10 protein-coding genes are annotated in these 15,085 nt (G+C 66.5%); 5 read left to right on the top strand and 5 right to left on the bottom strand.

Going from position 1 to position 15,085, the window contains the following annotated elements:
* Positions 1-9 precede the first annotated feature (9 nt).
* Positions 10-2,325: a TonB-dependent receptor gene (locus ACZ1I5_RS09360; protein WP_465173417.1), complete on the top strand. Its 2,316-nt coding sequence runs from the start codon at positions 10-12 to the stop codon at positions 2,323-2,325.
* A 39-nt stretch (positions 2,326-2,364) separates the two neighbouring features.
* Here the strand turns inward: ACZ1I5_RS09360 and ACZ1I5_RS09355 are convergent, their stop codons facing one another.
* The gene (locus tag ACZ1I5_RS09355; protein WP_465173416.1) at positions 2,365-3,327 is read right to left on the bottom strand and encodes an NAD(P)H-dependent flavin oxidoreductase; all 963 of its coding nucleotides are present in this window, start codon (positions 3,325-3,327) and stop codon (positions 2,365-2,367) included.
* A 245-nt stretch (positions 3,328-3,572) separates the two neighbouring features.
* On the opposite strand from ACZ1I5_RS09355, the gene ACZ1I5_RS09350 reads away from it, so the two are divergent.
* From ACZ1I5_RS09350 to ACZ1I5_RS09340, 3 genes are all read left to right on the top strand, one after another.
* Complete coding sequence (locus ACZ1I5_RS09350; protein ID WP_465173415.1) at positions 3,573-6,038, top strand: M1 family metallopeptidase; 2,466 nt, start codon at positions 3,573-3,575, stop codon at positions 6,036-6,038.
* Positions 6,039-6,109: 71 nt separating this feature from the next.
* Positions 6,110-7,285: an RsmB/NOP family class I SAM-dependent RNA methyltransferase gene (locus ACZ1I5_RS09345; RefSeq protein ID WP_465173414.1), complete on the top strand. Its 1,176-nt coding sequence runs from the start codon at positions 6,110-6,112 to the stop codon at positions 7,283-7,285.
* A gap of 32 nt (positions 7,286-7,317) precedes the next feature.
* Positions 7,318-7,827, top strand: a complete 510-nt coding sequence (locus ACZ1I5_RS09340) for a tetratricopeptide repeat protein (RefSeq protein ID WP_465173413.1) — start codon at positions 7,318-7,320, stop codon at positions 7,825-7,827.
* Between the two features lie 39 nt (positions 7,828-7,866).
* Here ACZ1I5_RS09340 and rsmA read toward each other — a convergent pair whose 3' ends face one another.
* The 4 genes from rsmA to ACZ1I5_RS09320 all read right to left on the bottom strand — a co-directional run bounded on the left by rsmA (position 7,867) and on the right by ACZ1I5_RS09320 (position 13,433).
* Positions 7,867-8,694, bottom strand: a complete 828-nt coding sequence (rsmA, locus tag ACZ1I5_RS09335) for a 16S rRNA (adenine(1518)-N(6)/adenine(1519)-N(6))-dimethyltransferase RsmA (RefSeq protein WP_465173412.1) — start codon at positions 8,692-8,694, stop codon at positions 7,867-7,869.
* Positions 8,691-9,686: a 4-hydroxythreonine-4-phosphate dehydrogenase PdxA gene (gene pdxA, locus ACZ1I5_RS09330; protein ID WP_465173411.1), complete on the bottom strand. Its 996-nt coding sequence runs from the start codon at positions 9,684-9,686 to the stop codon at positions 8,691-8,693. The genes rsmA and pdxA overlap by 4 nt, the downstream gene beginning before the upstream one ends.
* A 12-nt stretch (positions 9,687-9,698) precedes the next feature.
* Positions 9,699-11,063 (bottom strand): peptidylprolyl isomerase, encoded by a 1,365-nt coding sequence (locus ACZ1I5_RS09325; protein ID WP_465173410.1) that lies wholly within the window; start codon positions 11,061-11,063, stop codon positions 9,699-9,701.
* A gap of 132 nt (positions 11,064-11,195) precedes the next feature.
* On the bottom strand, positions 11,196-13,433 hold the full coding sequence (locus ACZ1I5_RS09320) for an LPS-assembly protein LptD (protein WP_465173409.1): 2,238 nt from the start codon (positions 13,431-13,433) through the stop codon (positions 11,196-11,198).
* A gap of 160 nt (positions 13,434-13,593) precedes the next feature.
* Between ACZ1I5_RS09320 and ACZ1I5_RS09315 the strand changes: the two genes are divergently transcribed.
* Positions 13,594-15,060, top strand: coding sequence for a leucyl aminopeptidase (locus ACZ1I5_RS09315; RefSeq protein WP_465173408.1), 1,467 nt, complete (start codon positions 13,594-13,596; stop codon positions 15,058-15,060).
* Positions 15,061-15,085 lie beyond the last annotated feature (25 nt).

Raw genomic sequence — 15,085 nt, 5'->3', positions numbered from 1 at the left:
AGTACAGTATTGCTGCTCGCAGCGACGGGCATGCCGATACCGGCGGCGGCGCGTGACCTGTCCATTTCGGTGCCGGCGACCTCGCTCGACAAGGCGCTGACCGCGCTGGCGCATGAGACGAATGCCGAGATCATCAGTACCGAGGCCGGGTTGCGGGCGATCCGGACGCCTGCCTTGCACGGAACGATGTCGGTGCGGACCGCGCTGAGGCGCCTGCTCGCGGACACAGGCTATCGCGCGGTGCGGGTCAGTGGCGGCGGCTATCGGATCGTGCGTGCGCCGCCGCCGATGGCCCGGCGCATCCGGCCGGTGCCGATCGTGCCGCCGGCGGATCCTGCCGATATCGTCGTCACGGCAAGCAAGCAGCGCGTGCCGCTGCTGCGCTACCCGGGCAGCCTGACCTCCATCACGGGCACGTCCACCTTGTCGGCGAACGAGGTGGGGGACATGGCCGATGTGGCGGTCATCACCCCCGTCCTGCAAAGCACCCAACTGGGTGCGGGCCGGAACAAGATCTTCATCCGCGGGATCGCCGACAGCAGCTTCAACGGTGCCAGCCAGTCCACCGCGAGCATCTATCTCGACGATGTCCAGCTCAACTATTCCGGGCCCGACCCCGGGCTTCGGTTGTACGACATCCGCAGCGTGGACGTGATGGAAGGTCCGCAGGGCACGCTTTACGGTGCCGGTGCGATCGGAGGGGTAATCCGCCTGACGTCGAATCCGGTCGATCTGGCCGCTGTTCACGCGTCGATGGCGGGCGGCGTCACGGCGACTGATGGGGGAGAGGCCGGGTTCGACGTCGCCGGCATGGTGAATATGCCGCTCAAGACGGACCTGATCGGGGTGCGCGCGGTGGGATACCGCATCCGCGACGGCGGCTATATCGACGATCGCGGCCGGGGCCTGTCGAATATCAACCGCACCGATACATTGGGCGGACGTCTGGCGCTCCGCGTCGATGTCGGCGACGGATGGCGGGTCGATCTGAGCGGCGCCGGCCAGCAGATCGATTCGCGGGACGGCCAATATGCCGAGCGGTCAGCGGGCCCGTTCGCGCGACGCTCCCTGCTCGCCCAGCCATTTCACAGCCGCCTGTTGTTCGGCCGGCTGGTCCTGACGAAGGACTGGGACACCGGATTGCGGCTGGTGTCGGCCTCCGGAATCGCGACGCTCGACACGTCCGAGATGTTCGACGCGAGCGTCGGCGTGCCGCCTTATTCCATCCCCGCAAGCTATGACCTCGACAATTCGAAGCTGTTGCTGACTCAGGAAACGCGGCTGTCCCGTTCGCTGAGCAATGGCGGATCCTGGGTGGCCGGATTCGCGCTGCTGAGCAATCGCGACATCTTGTCGCGCACGCTCGGGTCGCCTGGCAACGAGGCGACGATCATCGGCGTCACCAACGTGACTCGCGCCGCGTCGGCCTTCGCGGAGGCGACGATTCCACTTCGCCCGAATCTCTCGGTGACGCTCGGCGCACGCGCGACCGAGGCGCGGATCGACGGCGAACCGTCCAGCAGGCCCAGGTCGAATGCCTTTGTGAAAGGGCGCTCGACTCAGCGGATCGACCCCACCATCGCGATGTCCTGGCTGATACTGCCGCAGGTCGCGGCCTTCGCGCGCTTCCAGACCGGGTATCGAACCGGCGGCCTAGCGGTTGCGCGCGGTGTCGGGCGCGTCGCGGACTATGGCGCGGACTCGATCATGGTCGGGGAGATCGGCGTCCGCCGGCTGCGTGCGGGCGAGACGGGCGTGACCTTTTCCGGCAGTATCTCGGCTGCGCGCTGGAGCGACGCCCAGGCCGATCTGATCAATCGCCGCGGGCAGCCCTATACGGTCAATCTAGGCGACGCCCAGATCTATACGGCGGAAGGCATGGTCGACTGGACTCCATTGCCCGGCCTGAACGCTACCGGTACCTTCCTCTATACCCGCAACACCGTCGACGATGTGACCGGTGCCCAGCCAACCGCGATCAACAGATTGCCCGAGACGCCTCCCGTCGCGGCGCGGGCGGGCCTGTCCTATGAATGGCCCGTCCGCGACCTGACCTTCCGCTCGGAGGGGACGCTCGGCTATGTCGCCTGGTCGACGCTCGGCATGGGCGATCTGCTTGACGTCCGACAGGGCAATTACGTCACCCTTGACCTGTCGGGCAGCGTGAAGTGGCGCAATATCGAGGTCTCGCTGGCGATCGCCAATGCGACGAACCGGTCGGCCAATCGCTTCGCGTTCGGCAACCCCTTCACGCTCTGGACAGGGGACCAGACGACGCCGCTGCGCCCGTTGAATGCCCGGCTGGGCGTGGCGGTCAACTGGTAGGAGGGGTTTTGCGGGGAAGGGCGATCCTTCCCGGCCTGGTCAGGCGAGCGCCAGCCGCGTTCGCGCCGCCCGGTATTCCCGCTCGAGCCGGTCCACCCGCACCGCGACCGATTCGACGCGGTCGACCACGCCGATGCCCTGGCCCGATCCCCAGATGTCCTTCCACGCCTTGGCCTTGCTGCCATTGCCGCCCCCGAAGTTCATCGTCGACAGGTCGCCCTCGGGCAAATTGTCCGGATCCATGCCGGCCGCGACGATTGATCCGCGGAGATAATTGCCGTGCACCCCGGTGAAGAGGTTCGAATAGACGATATCGGCTGCCTTGCCCTCGACGATGCCCTGCTTGTAGCCGGCTTCCGCATTGGCCTCGTCCGTCGCGATGAAGGGCGATCCGATATAAGCGAGATCCGCGCCCATCGCCTGTGCCGCCAGCACCGCGTCGCCCGTCGCGATCGATCCCGACAGCGCGAGAGGCCCGGCGAACCATTGGCGGATTTCCTGGACGATCGCGAAGGGCGACAGCCGCCCGGCATGCCCGCCCGCGCCGGCTGCGACGGCAATCAGGCCGTCCGCGCCTTTTTCGATGGCTTTGCGCGCGAATCGGTCATCGATGATGTCATGCAGCGTAATCCCGCCCCAGCCATGCACTGCCTGGTTGAGATCCTCGCGCGCGCCGAGCGAGGTAATCACGATCGGGACCTGCCATTTGGCGCAGGTCGCCAGATCCGCCTCGAGCCGCTCGTTCGAGCGGTGGACGATCTGGTTGACCGCAAAGGGGGCAGCCGGCCGGTCTGGATTGTCGCGATTATGCTGCGCCAGTTCTTCGGTGATGCGATGAAGCCATTCGTCGAGCACGCCCTGCGGCCGGGCGTTGAGCGCCGGGAAGGATCCGACGATTCCCGCCTTGCACTGGGCGATCACCAGTTCGGGGCCGGAGATGATGAACAGCGGGGACCCGATCACGGGAAGCCGCAGACGATCGAACAGGGGCGGAAGGCTCATCTGCGTTTCATAGCGCAACTGAAATGACTGTCCAGCAAGGCGCGATTTGCCTTCACCAGCCAATGCCTTATGAGGCCAACACACCGGGATACATTATATCTGCTTTCGGAGTCCCTTTTTCATGAAATTCGTTATCGCGTCGCTGCTGCTCGGCGTTTCCACGCCCGCTCTCGCCGTCGGCCAGCTCCCCCGCTGCCGTCGCTCCCATCGCCTATGACATCACGGTCAAGCCCGACGCCAAAGCGATGACCTTCAGCGGCACCGAGACGGTGACGATCCAGGTCAAGCAGGCGACGACCACCATCATTCTCAACGCGGCCGAACTGAAGCTCGGCAAGGTGACCTTCGACGGGAAGAATGTGCCCTTCACCATCGACGACACGAAGCAGCAACTCACCGTCACATTGCCCGCGCCGGCCAAGGCCGGCACGCACAGCATGAGCTTTGCCTGGGACGGCAAGATCAACACCACGTCCGCCGGGTTCTTCGCGATCGACTATACCAACCCGGATGGGTCGGCCGCCCGCATGCTGGCGACGCAGTTCGAGGCACCCGATGCGCGCCGCTTCGCGCCGATGTGGGACGAGCCCGCGTTCAAGGCGAAGTTCACGCTCAGCGCGATTGCGCCGGGCAACCAGACCGCCTTTTCCAACATGCCCGCCGCGACGGTGACCAACCTCACTGACGGTACGAAGAAATATACCTTCCAGCAGTCGCCGATCATGTCGAGCTACCTGCTGTTCCTCGGCATGGGCGATGTCGAGCGCAAGACGGTGATGTCGGGCAAGACCGAGATCGGCGTCATCACCCGTCGTGGCGTGGTCGACCAGGGCGACTATGCGCTGGCCGAGGCGAAACGCCTGCTGGCCTATTACAATGATTATTTCGGCCAACCCTATCCGCTGCCCAAGCTCGATATGATCGCTGGCCCCGGCTCCAGCCAGTTCTTCGGCGCGATGGAGAATTGGGGCGCGATCTTCTATTTCGAGCCCGAATTGCTGTTCGATGCCAAGCGCGCGACTCAGAGCCGGCGCGAACGCATCTTCACCGTCGTTGCGCATGAAATGGCGCACCAATGGTTCGGCGATCTCGTCACCATGTCCTGGTGGGACGATCTCTGGCTCAACGAGGGCTTCGCCTCGTGGATGGAGAACAAGAGCAGCCGCGACCTGAACCCGACCTGGGACGCACAGGCGAGCGCGGTGGCGTTCGATCGCGAAGGGGCGATCGGCCTCGACGCTACCTCGGCGACTCATCCGATCATCCGCCATGTCGAGACGGTCGATGAGCTGGGCGAGGCGTTCGACACCATCACCTATCAGAAGGGCCAGGCCGTCATCGGCATGATGGAGTCGACGCTTGGCGGCGACGTGTTCCGCAAGGGCATCCGCAGCTACATGGCGAAGTACAAATATGGGAACACGGTGACGGACCAGCTCTGGACGGAGCTGGGCGCGGCGGCGGGCAAACCGGTGGTCGATATCGCGCATGATTTCACCCTGCAGGGCGGCGTACCGCTGGTGAAGCTGACCGGCGCGACCTGCGCGGGCGGCGTCACCCAGGCGACCATGACCCAGGGGCGGTTCGGTTATGACGAGGTCTCGAAGAAGCCGCAGATATGGCGTGTACCGCTGACGCTCGGCCCGATCGGCGGAGCGGTGACGAGTGCGATCGTCCAGGGCGCAGCGCCGACCACCGTCGCGGTGCAGGGTTGCGGCACGCTCGTACTCAATCGCGACAAGGGCAGTTATGTACGCGTCCAGTATGACGATGCCGGCCACGCCGCGATCGTTCGGGATTTCAGCAAGATGGCGCTCACCGATCAGGTCGGCACGCTCGGCGATGATTATGCGCTCGGGCTGAGTGGCGATCAGCCGCTCGACCGCTATTTCGCGCTCCAGGCGGCCGTGCCGGTCGATGCGAGCCCGCTCGACTGGTCGGTGGTTGCCGGCAATCTCGGCGCGCTCACCACCTTGTTCCAGGGCACGCCGCTCGAAGCGCCACTCCGTGCGCGCACCATCCAGGTGCTGTCGCCGGTGATGAAGCGCGTGGGCTTCGACGCGCAGTCAGGCGAATCTCCGCTGACCACCAACCTGCGCGAGACGTTGGTCGCCCGGCTCGGCCATAGCGGCGATCCGGATGTCGCGGCCAGGGCGCGTACCTATGTGGCGGCGCTGGCAACCGATCCCAATGCCATTCCGGCGTCGATCCGCATGCCGATCCTCGGTGTCTATTCAGCGAACGCCACACCCGCGGAATGGGAGGCGCTGTTTGCCCTCGCCAAGGCCGAGAAGAACCCGGTGGAGAAGAACACCTATGTCAGGCTGCTCGGCAATGCGCGCGACGACGCCCTGGCGCAGCGTGCGCTCGGCCTGCTCAGGACCGATGACTTCACCGCCCCGCAAAAGGCCGCGCTGATCCGGGCCGTCGCAACGCGTCACCCGGAAATGGCGTTCGATTTCGCCGCCGCCAATATGGATCTGGTCAACGGCCTGCTGGAAACCAGCACCCGCGCCGGTTTCATCGTCGGTCTGGGCACGGCCTCGAACGACCCTGCCATGCCCGGCAAGATCACCGCCTTTGCCGAGAAGAACCTGCCCGAGGCATCGCGTGGCGGCGCGGCCAAGGCGCTTTCCGCCATCGCGGTGCGCAAGCAGGGTGCCGATCGGGTGCGCGCGGATGTCGCGAAATGGGTGGGCGCGGGGAACTGACCTGCCCCGGCTGGTGTGGAATAGGGCGCGCGATCGTCTCTTCCTGTATAGAGGCGTGAAGGAGTGACCCGATGACCCCAGCAGCCCGCGTCCAGGCGGCGATCGATCTGCTTGATTCGATCGTCGCCGCGGCCCGCGATTCCGGCGCGGCGGCGGATACGCTGATCGCCCGCTATTTCGCCGAGCGCCGCTATGCCGGCAGCAAGGACCGGCGCGCCGTGCGCGAACTGGTCTATGCCGCGATCCGTCGGCTGGGCGAGCGCCCGGCGAGCGGTCGCGCGGCCATGCTGGCGCTCGCGGAAACCGACGCGGAGATCGCGGCCCTGTTCGACGGCGTCGGCCATGGCCCGGCACCGATCGGCGCGAGCGAGCAGGCGGCAATCGCCGGCATCGCGCCCGACTGGATCCTGACGAAACTGCGCGAGTCGGGAGTCGATGGCGACGAGCTTCCCGTCCTGATCGACCGCGCGCCGCTCGATGTCCGGATCAACTGGCTCAAGGACGCGCCCGGGCCGATTGAGGGCGCCGAACCGATCCCGGGCCTGCCCGATGCCCTGCGTCTGCCATCGGGCACCAATATCGAGACGCTCGACGCCTATCGGGACGGCGCGATCGAGGTGCAGGACGCCGGCAGCCAGATCGTCACCCTCGCGGCAAGCGCCATCCCGGGCATGCGCATCGTCGATCTCTGCGCCGGTGCCGGCGGCAAGACGCTCGCGCTCGCCGCCCTGATGGGCAATGAAGGCGTGCTGCTCGCGACCGATACCGATCGCGCGCGTCTTTCCCGCCTGACACCGCGCGCGGCGCGCGCAGGCGCGACGATCGTGGAGACCCGGCTGCTCAACCCGGGCCATGAGGCGGAGATGCTGTCCGACTGGGCGGGGAGTGCTGATTGCGTGCTGATCGACGCGCCCTGTTCGGGCACCGGCACCTGGCGCCGCAATCCCGAGGCGCGCTGGCGCCTGACGCCGGAGCGGATCGAGCGGCTCACCCGCACCCAGCGTCATGTCCTGGAAATCGGCACCACCCTGGTCAAGCCAGGCGGCGCGCTGGTCTATATCGTCTGCTCGCTGCTCGATGAGGAAGGCGCTGGGCAGGTCTCGGTCTTTCTCGCCGACCATCCCGAATGGACGGCGGACGTGCTCACGCTTCCGGCCGGCCGCACACACGGTGCGGGCGTTCGGCTCACCCCGGCGCATGATGCGACGGACGGGTTTTTTGTCGCAAGACTGCAACGTGCATGCTAGCCACAGCTATCGTGCCGAGACTGGAGTTGATCATGCGTTATTCGTCCGTCGCCGCCGCTGCTGCGCTGACGCTTCTTGCGATCTCCACTTCCCTGCACGGCCAGCGCCCCGACGATCAGATCGACCCGCGCTCGATGGCGCTGCTCGCCAAGGGCAAGGCGGCGCAGGCTGCCGGCAATCTCGATGCGGCGACTGACTCGCTCGAATCCGCGCTGGCGGTCGATCCGCGCAACCGCGTCGCCTTCGTCACCCTGGGCCAGGTCGCCGAGGCGCGCGGGCTGCCGGGCAAGGCGATCCGCCTCTATCGCGAGGCGCTGCTGCTCGAGCCCAATGACGTCTCGGCGCTGAAGGGGCAGGGCGAGGCCCTCGTCGCCAAGGGCGCCGTCGCCCGGGCGAAGGACAATCTCGCGAAGATCCGCACCATCTGCGGCAAGGCCGGCTGCGCCGACGCTACTGTTCTCGCCGCGACGATCGCCAAGGGCCCGCCAATCGCGACCGCTTCGGTCGAGGTGCCCTCGGCAAAGCCGGCGGCGAAGGAATAGGGCCTCTCGTCACCGTTCGTTTCGAGCGGAAAATCCGGGCTAACTCAGTACCCTCGCCAATGCGACGAACGACGCCACGCTGACGGTCTCGGCGCGGCGGGTCGGCTCGATCCCGACGGTCTCCAGCGCGTCCAGCGCCCCGGGGATTGATTTCAGGCTCTGCCGCAGCATCTTGCGGCGCTGGCCGAACGCCGCTGCGGTCAACCGCTCCAGCACGGCGAAGGTCACGCCCTCGGGCGCCTCGTCGGGCGTGATGTGCACCACCGCCGACATCACCTTGGGGGCCGGCGTGAAGGCCGAGCGGTGCACCGGCATCGCCAGCCTTGCGCTGCTGCGCCACTGGGCGAGCACGGCGAGGCGGCCATAATGGTCGTCGTCGGTCTTCGCGACGATACGCTCGGCGACTTCCTTCTGGAACATCAGGGTCAGACTCTGCCACCAGGGCGCCCAGTCGGCCGACAGCCAGCGCACCAGCAACGCCGTGCCGATATTATAGGGCAGGTTCGAGGCGATATGCGGCTTGTTCCCGAACAGCGGCGCGGCGTCGATCTCCAGCGCATCGCCCTCGATCACGCGCAGCTTGCCGGGATAGTGATCGCCAAGCTCGGCCAGCGCCGGGATACAGCGCCGGTCCCGCTCGATCGCCGTTACCCTGGCGCCCGCCGCGAGCAGCGCGCGGGTCAGGCCGCCCGGCCCGGGGCCGATCTCGAGCACGTCGGCATCGCTCAGGTCGCCCGGAATGCGTGCGATCCGCGTCAGCAGCTGCGCGTCGAGCAGGAAATTCTGCCCCAGCGCCTTGCTCGCGTTGAGCCCGTAACGCGCGATGACGTCGCGTAACGGCGGTAACGGGGACGGGGGAGGGGTCACGCCCCGGCTGCGGCGCGGCGCTCCGCGGCGCTCGCGGCAAGGCTGATCGCAGCGATCATCGCGCCCGGCTCCGCCACATCCTTGCCGGCGATGCCGAAGGCAGTGCCATGGTCGGGCGAGGTGCGCACGATCGGCAGACCCAGCGTGATGTTCACGCCCTCGTCGAAATGCAGCGTCTTCAACGGCACCAGCGCCTGGTCGTGATAGCAGCACAGGGCCGCGTCATAGGTGGCGCGGGCGCGGCCATGGAACATGGTGTCGGCGGCGAACGGCCCGGTCGCGTCGATGCCCTCGTCGCGCAACAGGTCGATCGCCGGGATGATGAAATCGATCTCTTCCCGTCCGATCGCGCCGCTCTCGCCGGCATGCGGGTTGAAGCCGGCAAAGGCGAGCCGTGGCCTGAGAATCCCGAAATTGCGGAACAGCCCACGCGCGGTCGCACGGCCCTTGGCCAAGATCAGGTCGACCGAAAGCAAGCCGGAAACGCTCGCCAGCGGCACATGCGTGGTGATCGGCACGACGCGCAAGGACGGACCCGCCAGCATCATCACGGCATTCTCGCCGGCAATGCCGCAGCGTTCGGCGACGAATTCGGTCTGGCCGGGATGGGTGAAGCCGATCTGGTAGAGCTGGGCCTTGGAAACCGGTCCCGTCACCAGCGCGCGGGCGGTGCCCGACCGGGCGAGCCCGGCGGCGATCTCCAGCGCATGCAGCGCACAGCGCGCGCCGTCGACATCCGGCGTGCCGGGTGTGATCTCGCCGCCATCCTCGACATTCAGCACCGGCAGCGCGGTCGCGAACACGTCATTCGCTTCGGCCGGATCGAAGATGCGCTTGACCGGTCCTTGCCACACCGCGCTGATCGCACGCGCATCGCCCACCGCGAAGAAGGGCGCGAGCTGTTCCTTTTCGCGCGCGGCCCAGGCCTTGGCGATCACTTCGGGGCCGATCCCGGCAGGGTCGCCCATGGAGACCGCCAGTGGCGCGATCATCGCAAGCGCCCCTTAGCGATATTCGATCACCGCATCGCGGCGAAGATCGCGCAGCACGCCCTGCGCGCGCAGGTTGACGCGTGCCTGCTCCATCTGTGTCTGGACCTGCTCGGCCTGAGGCGCGGCGGCGACCTGCGGGTCATCGCGACCGCACAGCACCAGCGTACGGACGCCTTCCGTGGGCGATCCGAACCACGGCGTCGCCTCGCCGACCTGCATCTTCAGGATCATCTCCTGCAGACGGACGGGCAAGTCGCGCGCCTTGACCGAGGCGTTATCGACCACTTCGGCATTCAGCTCGGCCGCGACCTTCGCCACGTTGCCGCACCCGCGCATCGCCCGCGTCGCGGTTTCCAGTGCCGACACGCGGCTGGTAGCCGATGCCTGAGTCGTGCCCTCGGGGAATTTCACCGTGAGCTGCTTGAGGGTCAGCTGTGCGTCACGCGGATCGGCCATCAACACCTGCCGCTTGTCGACGAGATACAGGATGGAAAAACCGCCCGGGACCTCGATCGGCCCGGCGACTTCGCCGACGCCCATCTTCTGCGCTGCTTCCGACAGGCTCGCCGGCAGATAGGTCAGCTGGCCGGTGCCTACCCAGCCGAGATCGCCCTGCGTGCTGCGGGTCGAAGCTTCCGAGAATTGGGTATAATATTCAAAGGGTTTTCCGCCCTTTTCGATATCCTGGATCATCTGGCGCATATTGTCGAAGACCTGCTGCGCCCGGTCCGGACCGGCGGAGAGATAAATCTCCTTCAAATGATATTCGTTGGTACCCTTCGCTGCGTTGATGCGATCGATGGTGCCTTGCACCTCTTCCGCGCCCACGTTGACGAAGGGCTCGACCCGCCGGCGCAAATACCGGTTCCAGGCCAGATCGGCCTCGATCTGGCGCCGCAGCGACCGATCCGACGACCCGACGCTGCGCAGATAGGCCCGCATGTCGGGCACCGATTTGCCGAACTGCTGCGACACGCGCGCGAAGCTCTGGTCGATCTCGTCCTTGGTAACCTCGATCTCGTTAGTCTTGGCCTGCTGAATCTGCAGCGTCTCGTCGATCAGGCTGCGCAGCACCTGGAGACGAAGGCGGCCCTGATCCTCCGGGCTCAGCTTCAGCTGGTTGGCCGCGACGATCAGGCTGACGCGCTGGTCGACATCGGTGCCGGTGATCACCGTCTCGTTGACGATCGCGGTCGCCTTGCGGACGTTCGGATCGACCTTGCCGAAAATCTCCATGTTCTCGGGGATGTTGAGCCCCGACGCCGGCACGCTGCCGTCAGTCGTTTGCGCCGGCAGCCCGCTGGTCGCGGCGACGATCGCCAGTAATCCCGCACCGGCCAGGCCGATCCTGCGCCCGATACCGGTCGCCTTGTTCATCGAAATCATCACGTTTTTCAAAATCCCATCCCGCGCCGTCACGACCTGGCTATCGTTCACCATTGCTGAACCCGCGCTTAGCGGTCCAGATCGCCGTCGATCTTACAGAAGCTCAGTTTCCTGGAGTATCGTCTAGCGCCCCAGATTCTTGAACGCCAGTGACAACAGGAAGCTGTTGCCGCTCCGGGCGTCGCCGGTATCTTCGTAATTGCGCCGCCAGGTCAGCCCGATCCTGAGGCAATCATCCTCATATTGCACGCCGAGCCGATGCCGGATCGGATCGAAGCCATCGGACAGCGACAGTGGATCCTCGTTGCGATCGGTCAGGTCGATCACCGTCGATCCGAAGACCGACCAGAAGCGCGCGAACTGGAGCCGGCCCGCAAGCCGGGCTTCCTCGCGGTCCTGCAGATCCTCCGCCGTGGTCCCGATATTGCGGTTGAGCCGGAGATAGCCCAGCAGCACATAGGTGCTGCGTGATCCGATGGTCGCGTCCACCTCGTTGCGGCGGATCGCGAGATTATCCTTGTCGAGCCGGTAGCGGTGCGTGATCGAGACGAAATCGCGAAAGCGCAGCTCGGTGCGGCCGACGATGTCGGATGTACGGTCGCTGAGGCCAGTGCCCTGCGGGAAGATCGCGGGGCGGCTGTCCAGCCGATAGCTCTGGCCGACCGACGCATCGAGCGAGAAGCCCGGCAGGTCGACTGCCCAGTCGACGCCATAGGTGAAGCGCGTCGAATCCTCGAACCGGTCATATCCGGCGAAGCGGTTGAGCGCGAACAGGTTGGAGTCTTCCAGATCCACCGCCCGTGCGTCCTCATTGGGGATGCCGAGATTCTCGGTCTTGGGCGCGGCCACGATCTGGAATCGCGGCGTCAGTCGCTGGGTACCGCCCAGGAACGAGCCGATCAGCGGATATTTGACGTCCACCGCCAGCGCGCCGATCGCCCGGGCCTGGAAACCCTCGTCGCCACGATAGCTGGTGACCGCCGTCGTCAGCGTGTCATTGGCATTGTAGACATCGCCGCGGGCATAGGCGGTAAAGGTCACTTCCTGGCCCCAGGGGGTCAGTTTGCGCAGGTCCCAGCGCGCGCTGGCAAAGGCGCGCTGCGTATCCTGGCCGGCGCTGCGGGTGATCGCCAGGCTGTTGAGCTGGAGTTCGATCTTGCCGCCAAGCACGCCCTCGTTGATTCGCCGGCGATAGTCGATCTCGGGCAGGGCGATCGGCTGCATGCCCTGCCGGTCGTTGACGCGCAGCGTCTGCACGTACCAGCCGGTCACCGCGAAATAGCTGTCGGGGTCGATCCGTTCGATCTTCGCCGTGGTGCGCAGGCGGTCGTCGTTGGAGATGTCGTAGCGGCGCAGGAAGGTACGGTCGGTGGTCAGCCTGAGCGATCCGCTGACGCTCCAGTTCGGGTCGAGCTGATACCGCGCGACGCCATCGAGATAGCCGCGGAACGCCTGTTCGGTGCTGGTCGGCTGAGTCGTCAGCAGATCGTCGCTGCGACGGCTGATCGTGCCATAGGCGCTGACCTTGAACGCACCCTTCTGGTCCAGCGCGCTGTAATCCGCCTGGAGCATCGGCAGGACGTTGGTGAACAGGCGCGGCGTGACGGTAAGCTGCCGATTCGGGCCGAGCGCGAAGAAATAGGGCAGGGCGAATTCGAAGCCGTTGACGGCATTGTAGCGGAAGGTGGGGCTGAGCAGCCCGGTATCGCTCTCTCCCCCCGCGGGATGCGAGAAATTGGGCAGCGGCACGGTCGGCAGGCCGAACAGATTGATCCGCGCGCCCTGATAATAGATCCGGTTCTTCTCCGGCCGGTAGGTCACCCGCACCGCGGTGATCTTCCAGGAAGGCTCCTTGGGGCAGCCGGTCGAGGTGGTGACGGTGCACGGGGTATAGGCCGCATCCTCCAGCGTCACCGTCTCGTCCAGCGCGCGCGTGCCGCGCCGCGCCGCGAGCCTGCCGCCACGTTCGAGCACGACCAGCATGTTGTCGACCACGCCGTCCTTCAGCGAATCGGTCAGCTCGATCGAATCGCCATAAGCGGTGTCGCCGCCCGGATTGACCACGACGATGTTGCCGGTCGCCACGACCTTGCCGGTCTTGCGGTTCCACGTGACCTTGTCGGCGCGCAGCCGGTCTCCGCCGCGATACATGCGGACGTCGCCGGTCGCGATGACCGTCTCGTCGTCGATGACATATTCCAGCTCGCCGGCGCTGAACTGTACCTGGTCCTCCGCTGCCTGACTCTCGGCGGGCGGCGGCAACGGGACGGCGGGGATCTGCAGGTCCTGCCCATGCGCGGCCGAGCCGATGCAGAGCGCGAAGGGAAGGGCGCAGGTCGCGAGAAGATCGGAACGCTTCACGTTGGAAAAAACACCTCCAAGCGCGCCGGATGCGGTCGCGATGATGCCGCCCTATCGCACCCGATGCCCCGCGCTGCAATCGGGGGCGTGTTTTGCCAGCGCCGTTCCGCTGGCCTAGAGCATCCCGACTCAATCTCCGACGTCGAAAACCGAGGTTTCCATGCAGATCAGTTTCTCCGCCGCTCCTTCCAACGCCGCGCTGGCGCTTCCCGTGGACAAGGACGGCCTCGATCGGCTGACGAGCGCCGTGCTCGATGCCGATGCGCTCGCGGTGGTGAAGGGTGCTGCCCGCGCGAGCCGATTCGAGGGAGAAGCCGGCAGCGTGGTCGAGGCATTCGTGTCGCAGCCCGACGGCGTTCGCCGGGTCCTGCTGCTCGGCACCGGTGCCGGCGGCGAAGGCGACTATGAGCGCGCCGGCGGGGCGCTCACCGCGCGGTTGCTGACCTCCGGCGTGGAAGCCGCCGCGGTCGATTTCGGGTCGGCCGCGGCGTCGCCCCAGGCAGTGGCGCGTTTTGCCGGCGGCGCGGCACAGCGTTCCTGGCGGCTCGACCTCTACCGCACCCGGCTGCCCGAAAAGTCGAAACCGACCCTCGCCTCGATCGCCCTGCTCAACACGCCCGAGGGCAGCGAGGCGGCCTGGGCGCCGCAAAAGGCGCTGACCGAGGGGCTCGAACTGACCCGCACGCTCGTCGCCGAACCGCCCAATGTCATCTATCCCGAAAGCTTCGTCGCCCGTGTGCTTGCCGATACCGAGGGCCTTGGCCTCGAAGTGACGGTGCTCGGCGAAGCCGAGATGAAGGAGCTGGGCATGGGCGCGCTGCTCGGCGTCAGCCAGGGTTCGGCGCGCGACGCGCGTCTGCTCGCGCTGAAATGGAGCGGGGCCGGGGCCGGCGATCCGACGCTGGCACTGGTCGGCAAGGGCGTGACCTTCGATACCGGCGGCATCTCGCTCAAGCCCGGCGCGGGCATGGAAGACATGAAGTGGGACATGGGCGGCGCCGGTGCGGTGGTCGGCACGATGAAGGCGCTCGCGCTGCGCAAGGCGAAGGCCAATGTCATCGGCGTGTGCGGGCTGGTCGAGAACATGCCCGACGGCAACGCCATCCGCCCGGGCGATGTGCTGACATCGATGTCGGGCCAGACGATCGAAGTGCTCAACACCGATGCGGAAGGGCGGCTGGTGCTGTGCGACGCGATCACCTGGGTGCAGCGCACGCATCATCCGAAGACGATCGTCGATCTGGCGACCCTGACCGGCGCGATGATCATCGCGCTCGGCAACGAGCATGGCGGTTGCTTCGCCAATGACGATTCGCTTGCCGACCAGTTGCTCGCCGCGGGCAAGGCGTCGGGCGACCTGCTGTGGCGCTTCCCGCTGTCGGACGCCTATAACAAGCTGATCGATTCGCCGATCGCCGACATGAAGAATGTCGGCCCGCGCGGTGCGGGCTCGATTACCGCGGCGCAGTTCATCCAGCGCTATGTCGAAACCGGAGTGCGCTGGGCGCATCTCGACATCGCCGGCATGGTCTGGGCCGACAAGCCCGGTGCCACCTGGGACAAGGGCGCCACCGGCTATGGCGTGCGCCTGCTCGACCGGTTCGTCGCCGACAATTTCGAGAGCTGAGTCCCGCCCGGAAACGGTCGTCGCC

This window comes from Sphingomonas sp. BL-S-30 (genome assembly GCF_055521475.1).
This window is presented reverse-complemented; position numbering and strand designations above follow the sequence as displayed.

Coding starts and splice junctions, on each gene's coding strand:
- ACZ1I5_RS09345 (WP_465173414.1), top strand. CDS start 6,110: ATGACCCCAGCAGCCCGCGTCCAGGCGGCGATCGATCTGCTTGATTCG.
- ACZ1I5_RS09325 (WP_465173410.1), bottom strand. CDS start 11,063: ATGAACAAGGCGACCGGTATCGGGCGCAGGATCGGCCTGGCCGGTGCG.
- ACZ1I5_RS09340 (WP_465173413.1), top strand. CDS start 7,318: ATGCGTTATTCGTCCGTCGCCGCCGCTGCTGCGCTGACGCTTCTTGCG.
- ACZ1I5_RS09315 (WP_465173408.1), top strand. CDS start 13,594: ATGCAGATCAGTTTCTCCGCCGCTCCTTCCAACGCCGCGCTGGCGCTT.
- pdxA (WP_465173411.1), bottom strand. CDS start 9,686: ATGATCGCGCCACTGGCGGTCTCCATGGGCGACCCTGCCGGGATCGGC.
- ACZ1I5_RS09355 (WP_465173416.1), bottom strand. CDS start 3,327: ATGAGCCTTCCGCCCCTGTTCGATCGTCTGCGGCTTCCCGTGATCGGG.
- ACZ1I5_RS09350 (WP_465173415.1), top strand. CDS start 3,573: ATGACCTTCAGCGGCACCGAGACGGTGACGATCCAGGTCAAGCAGGCG.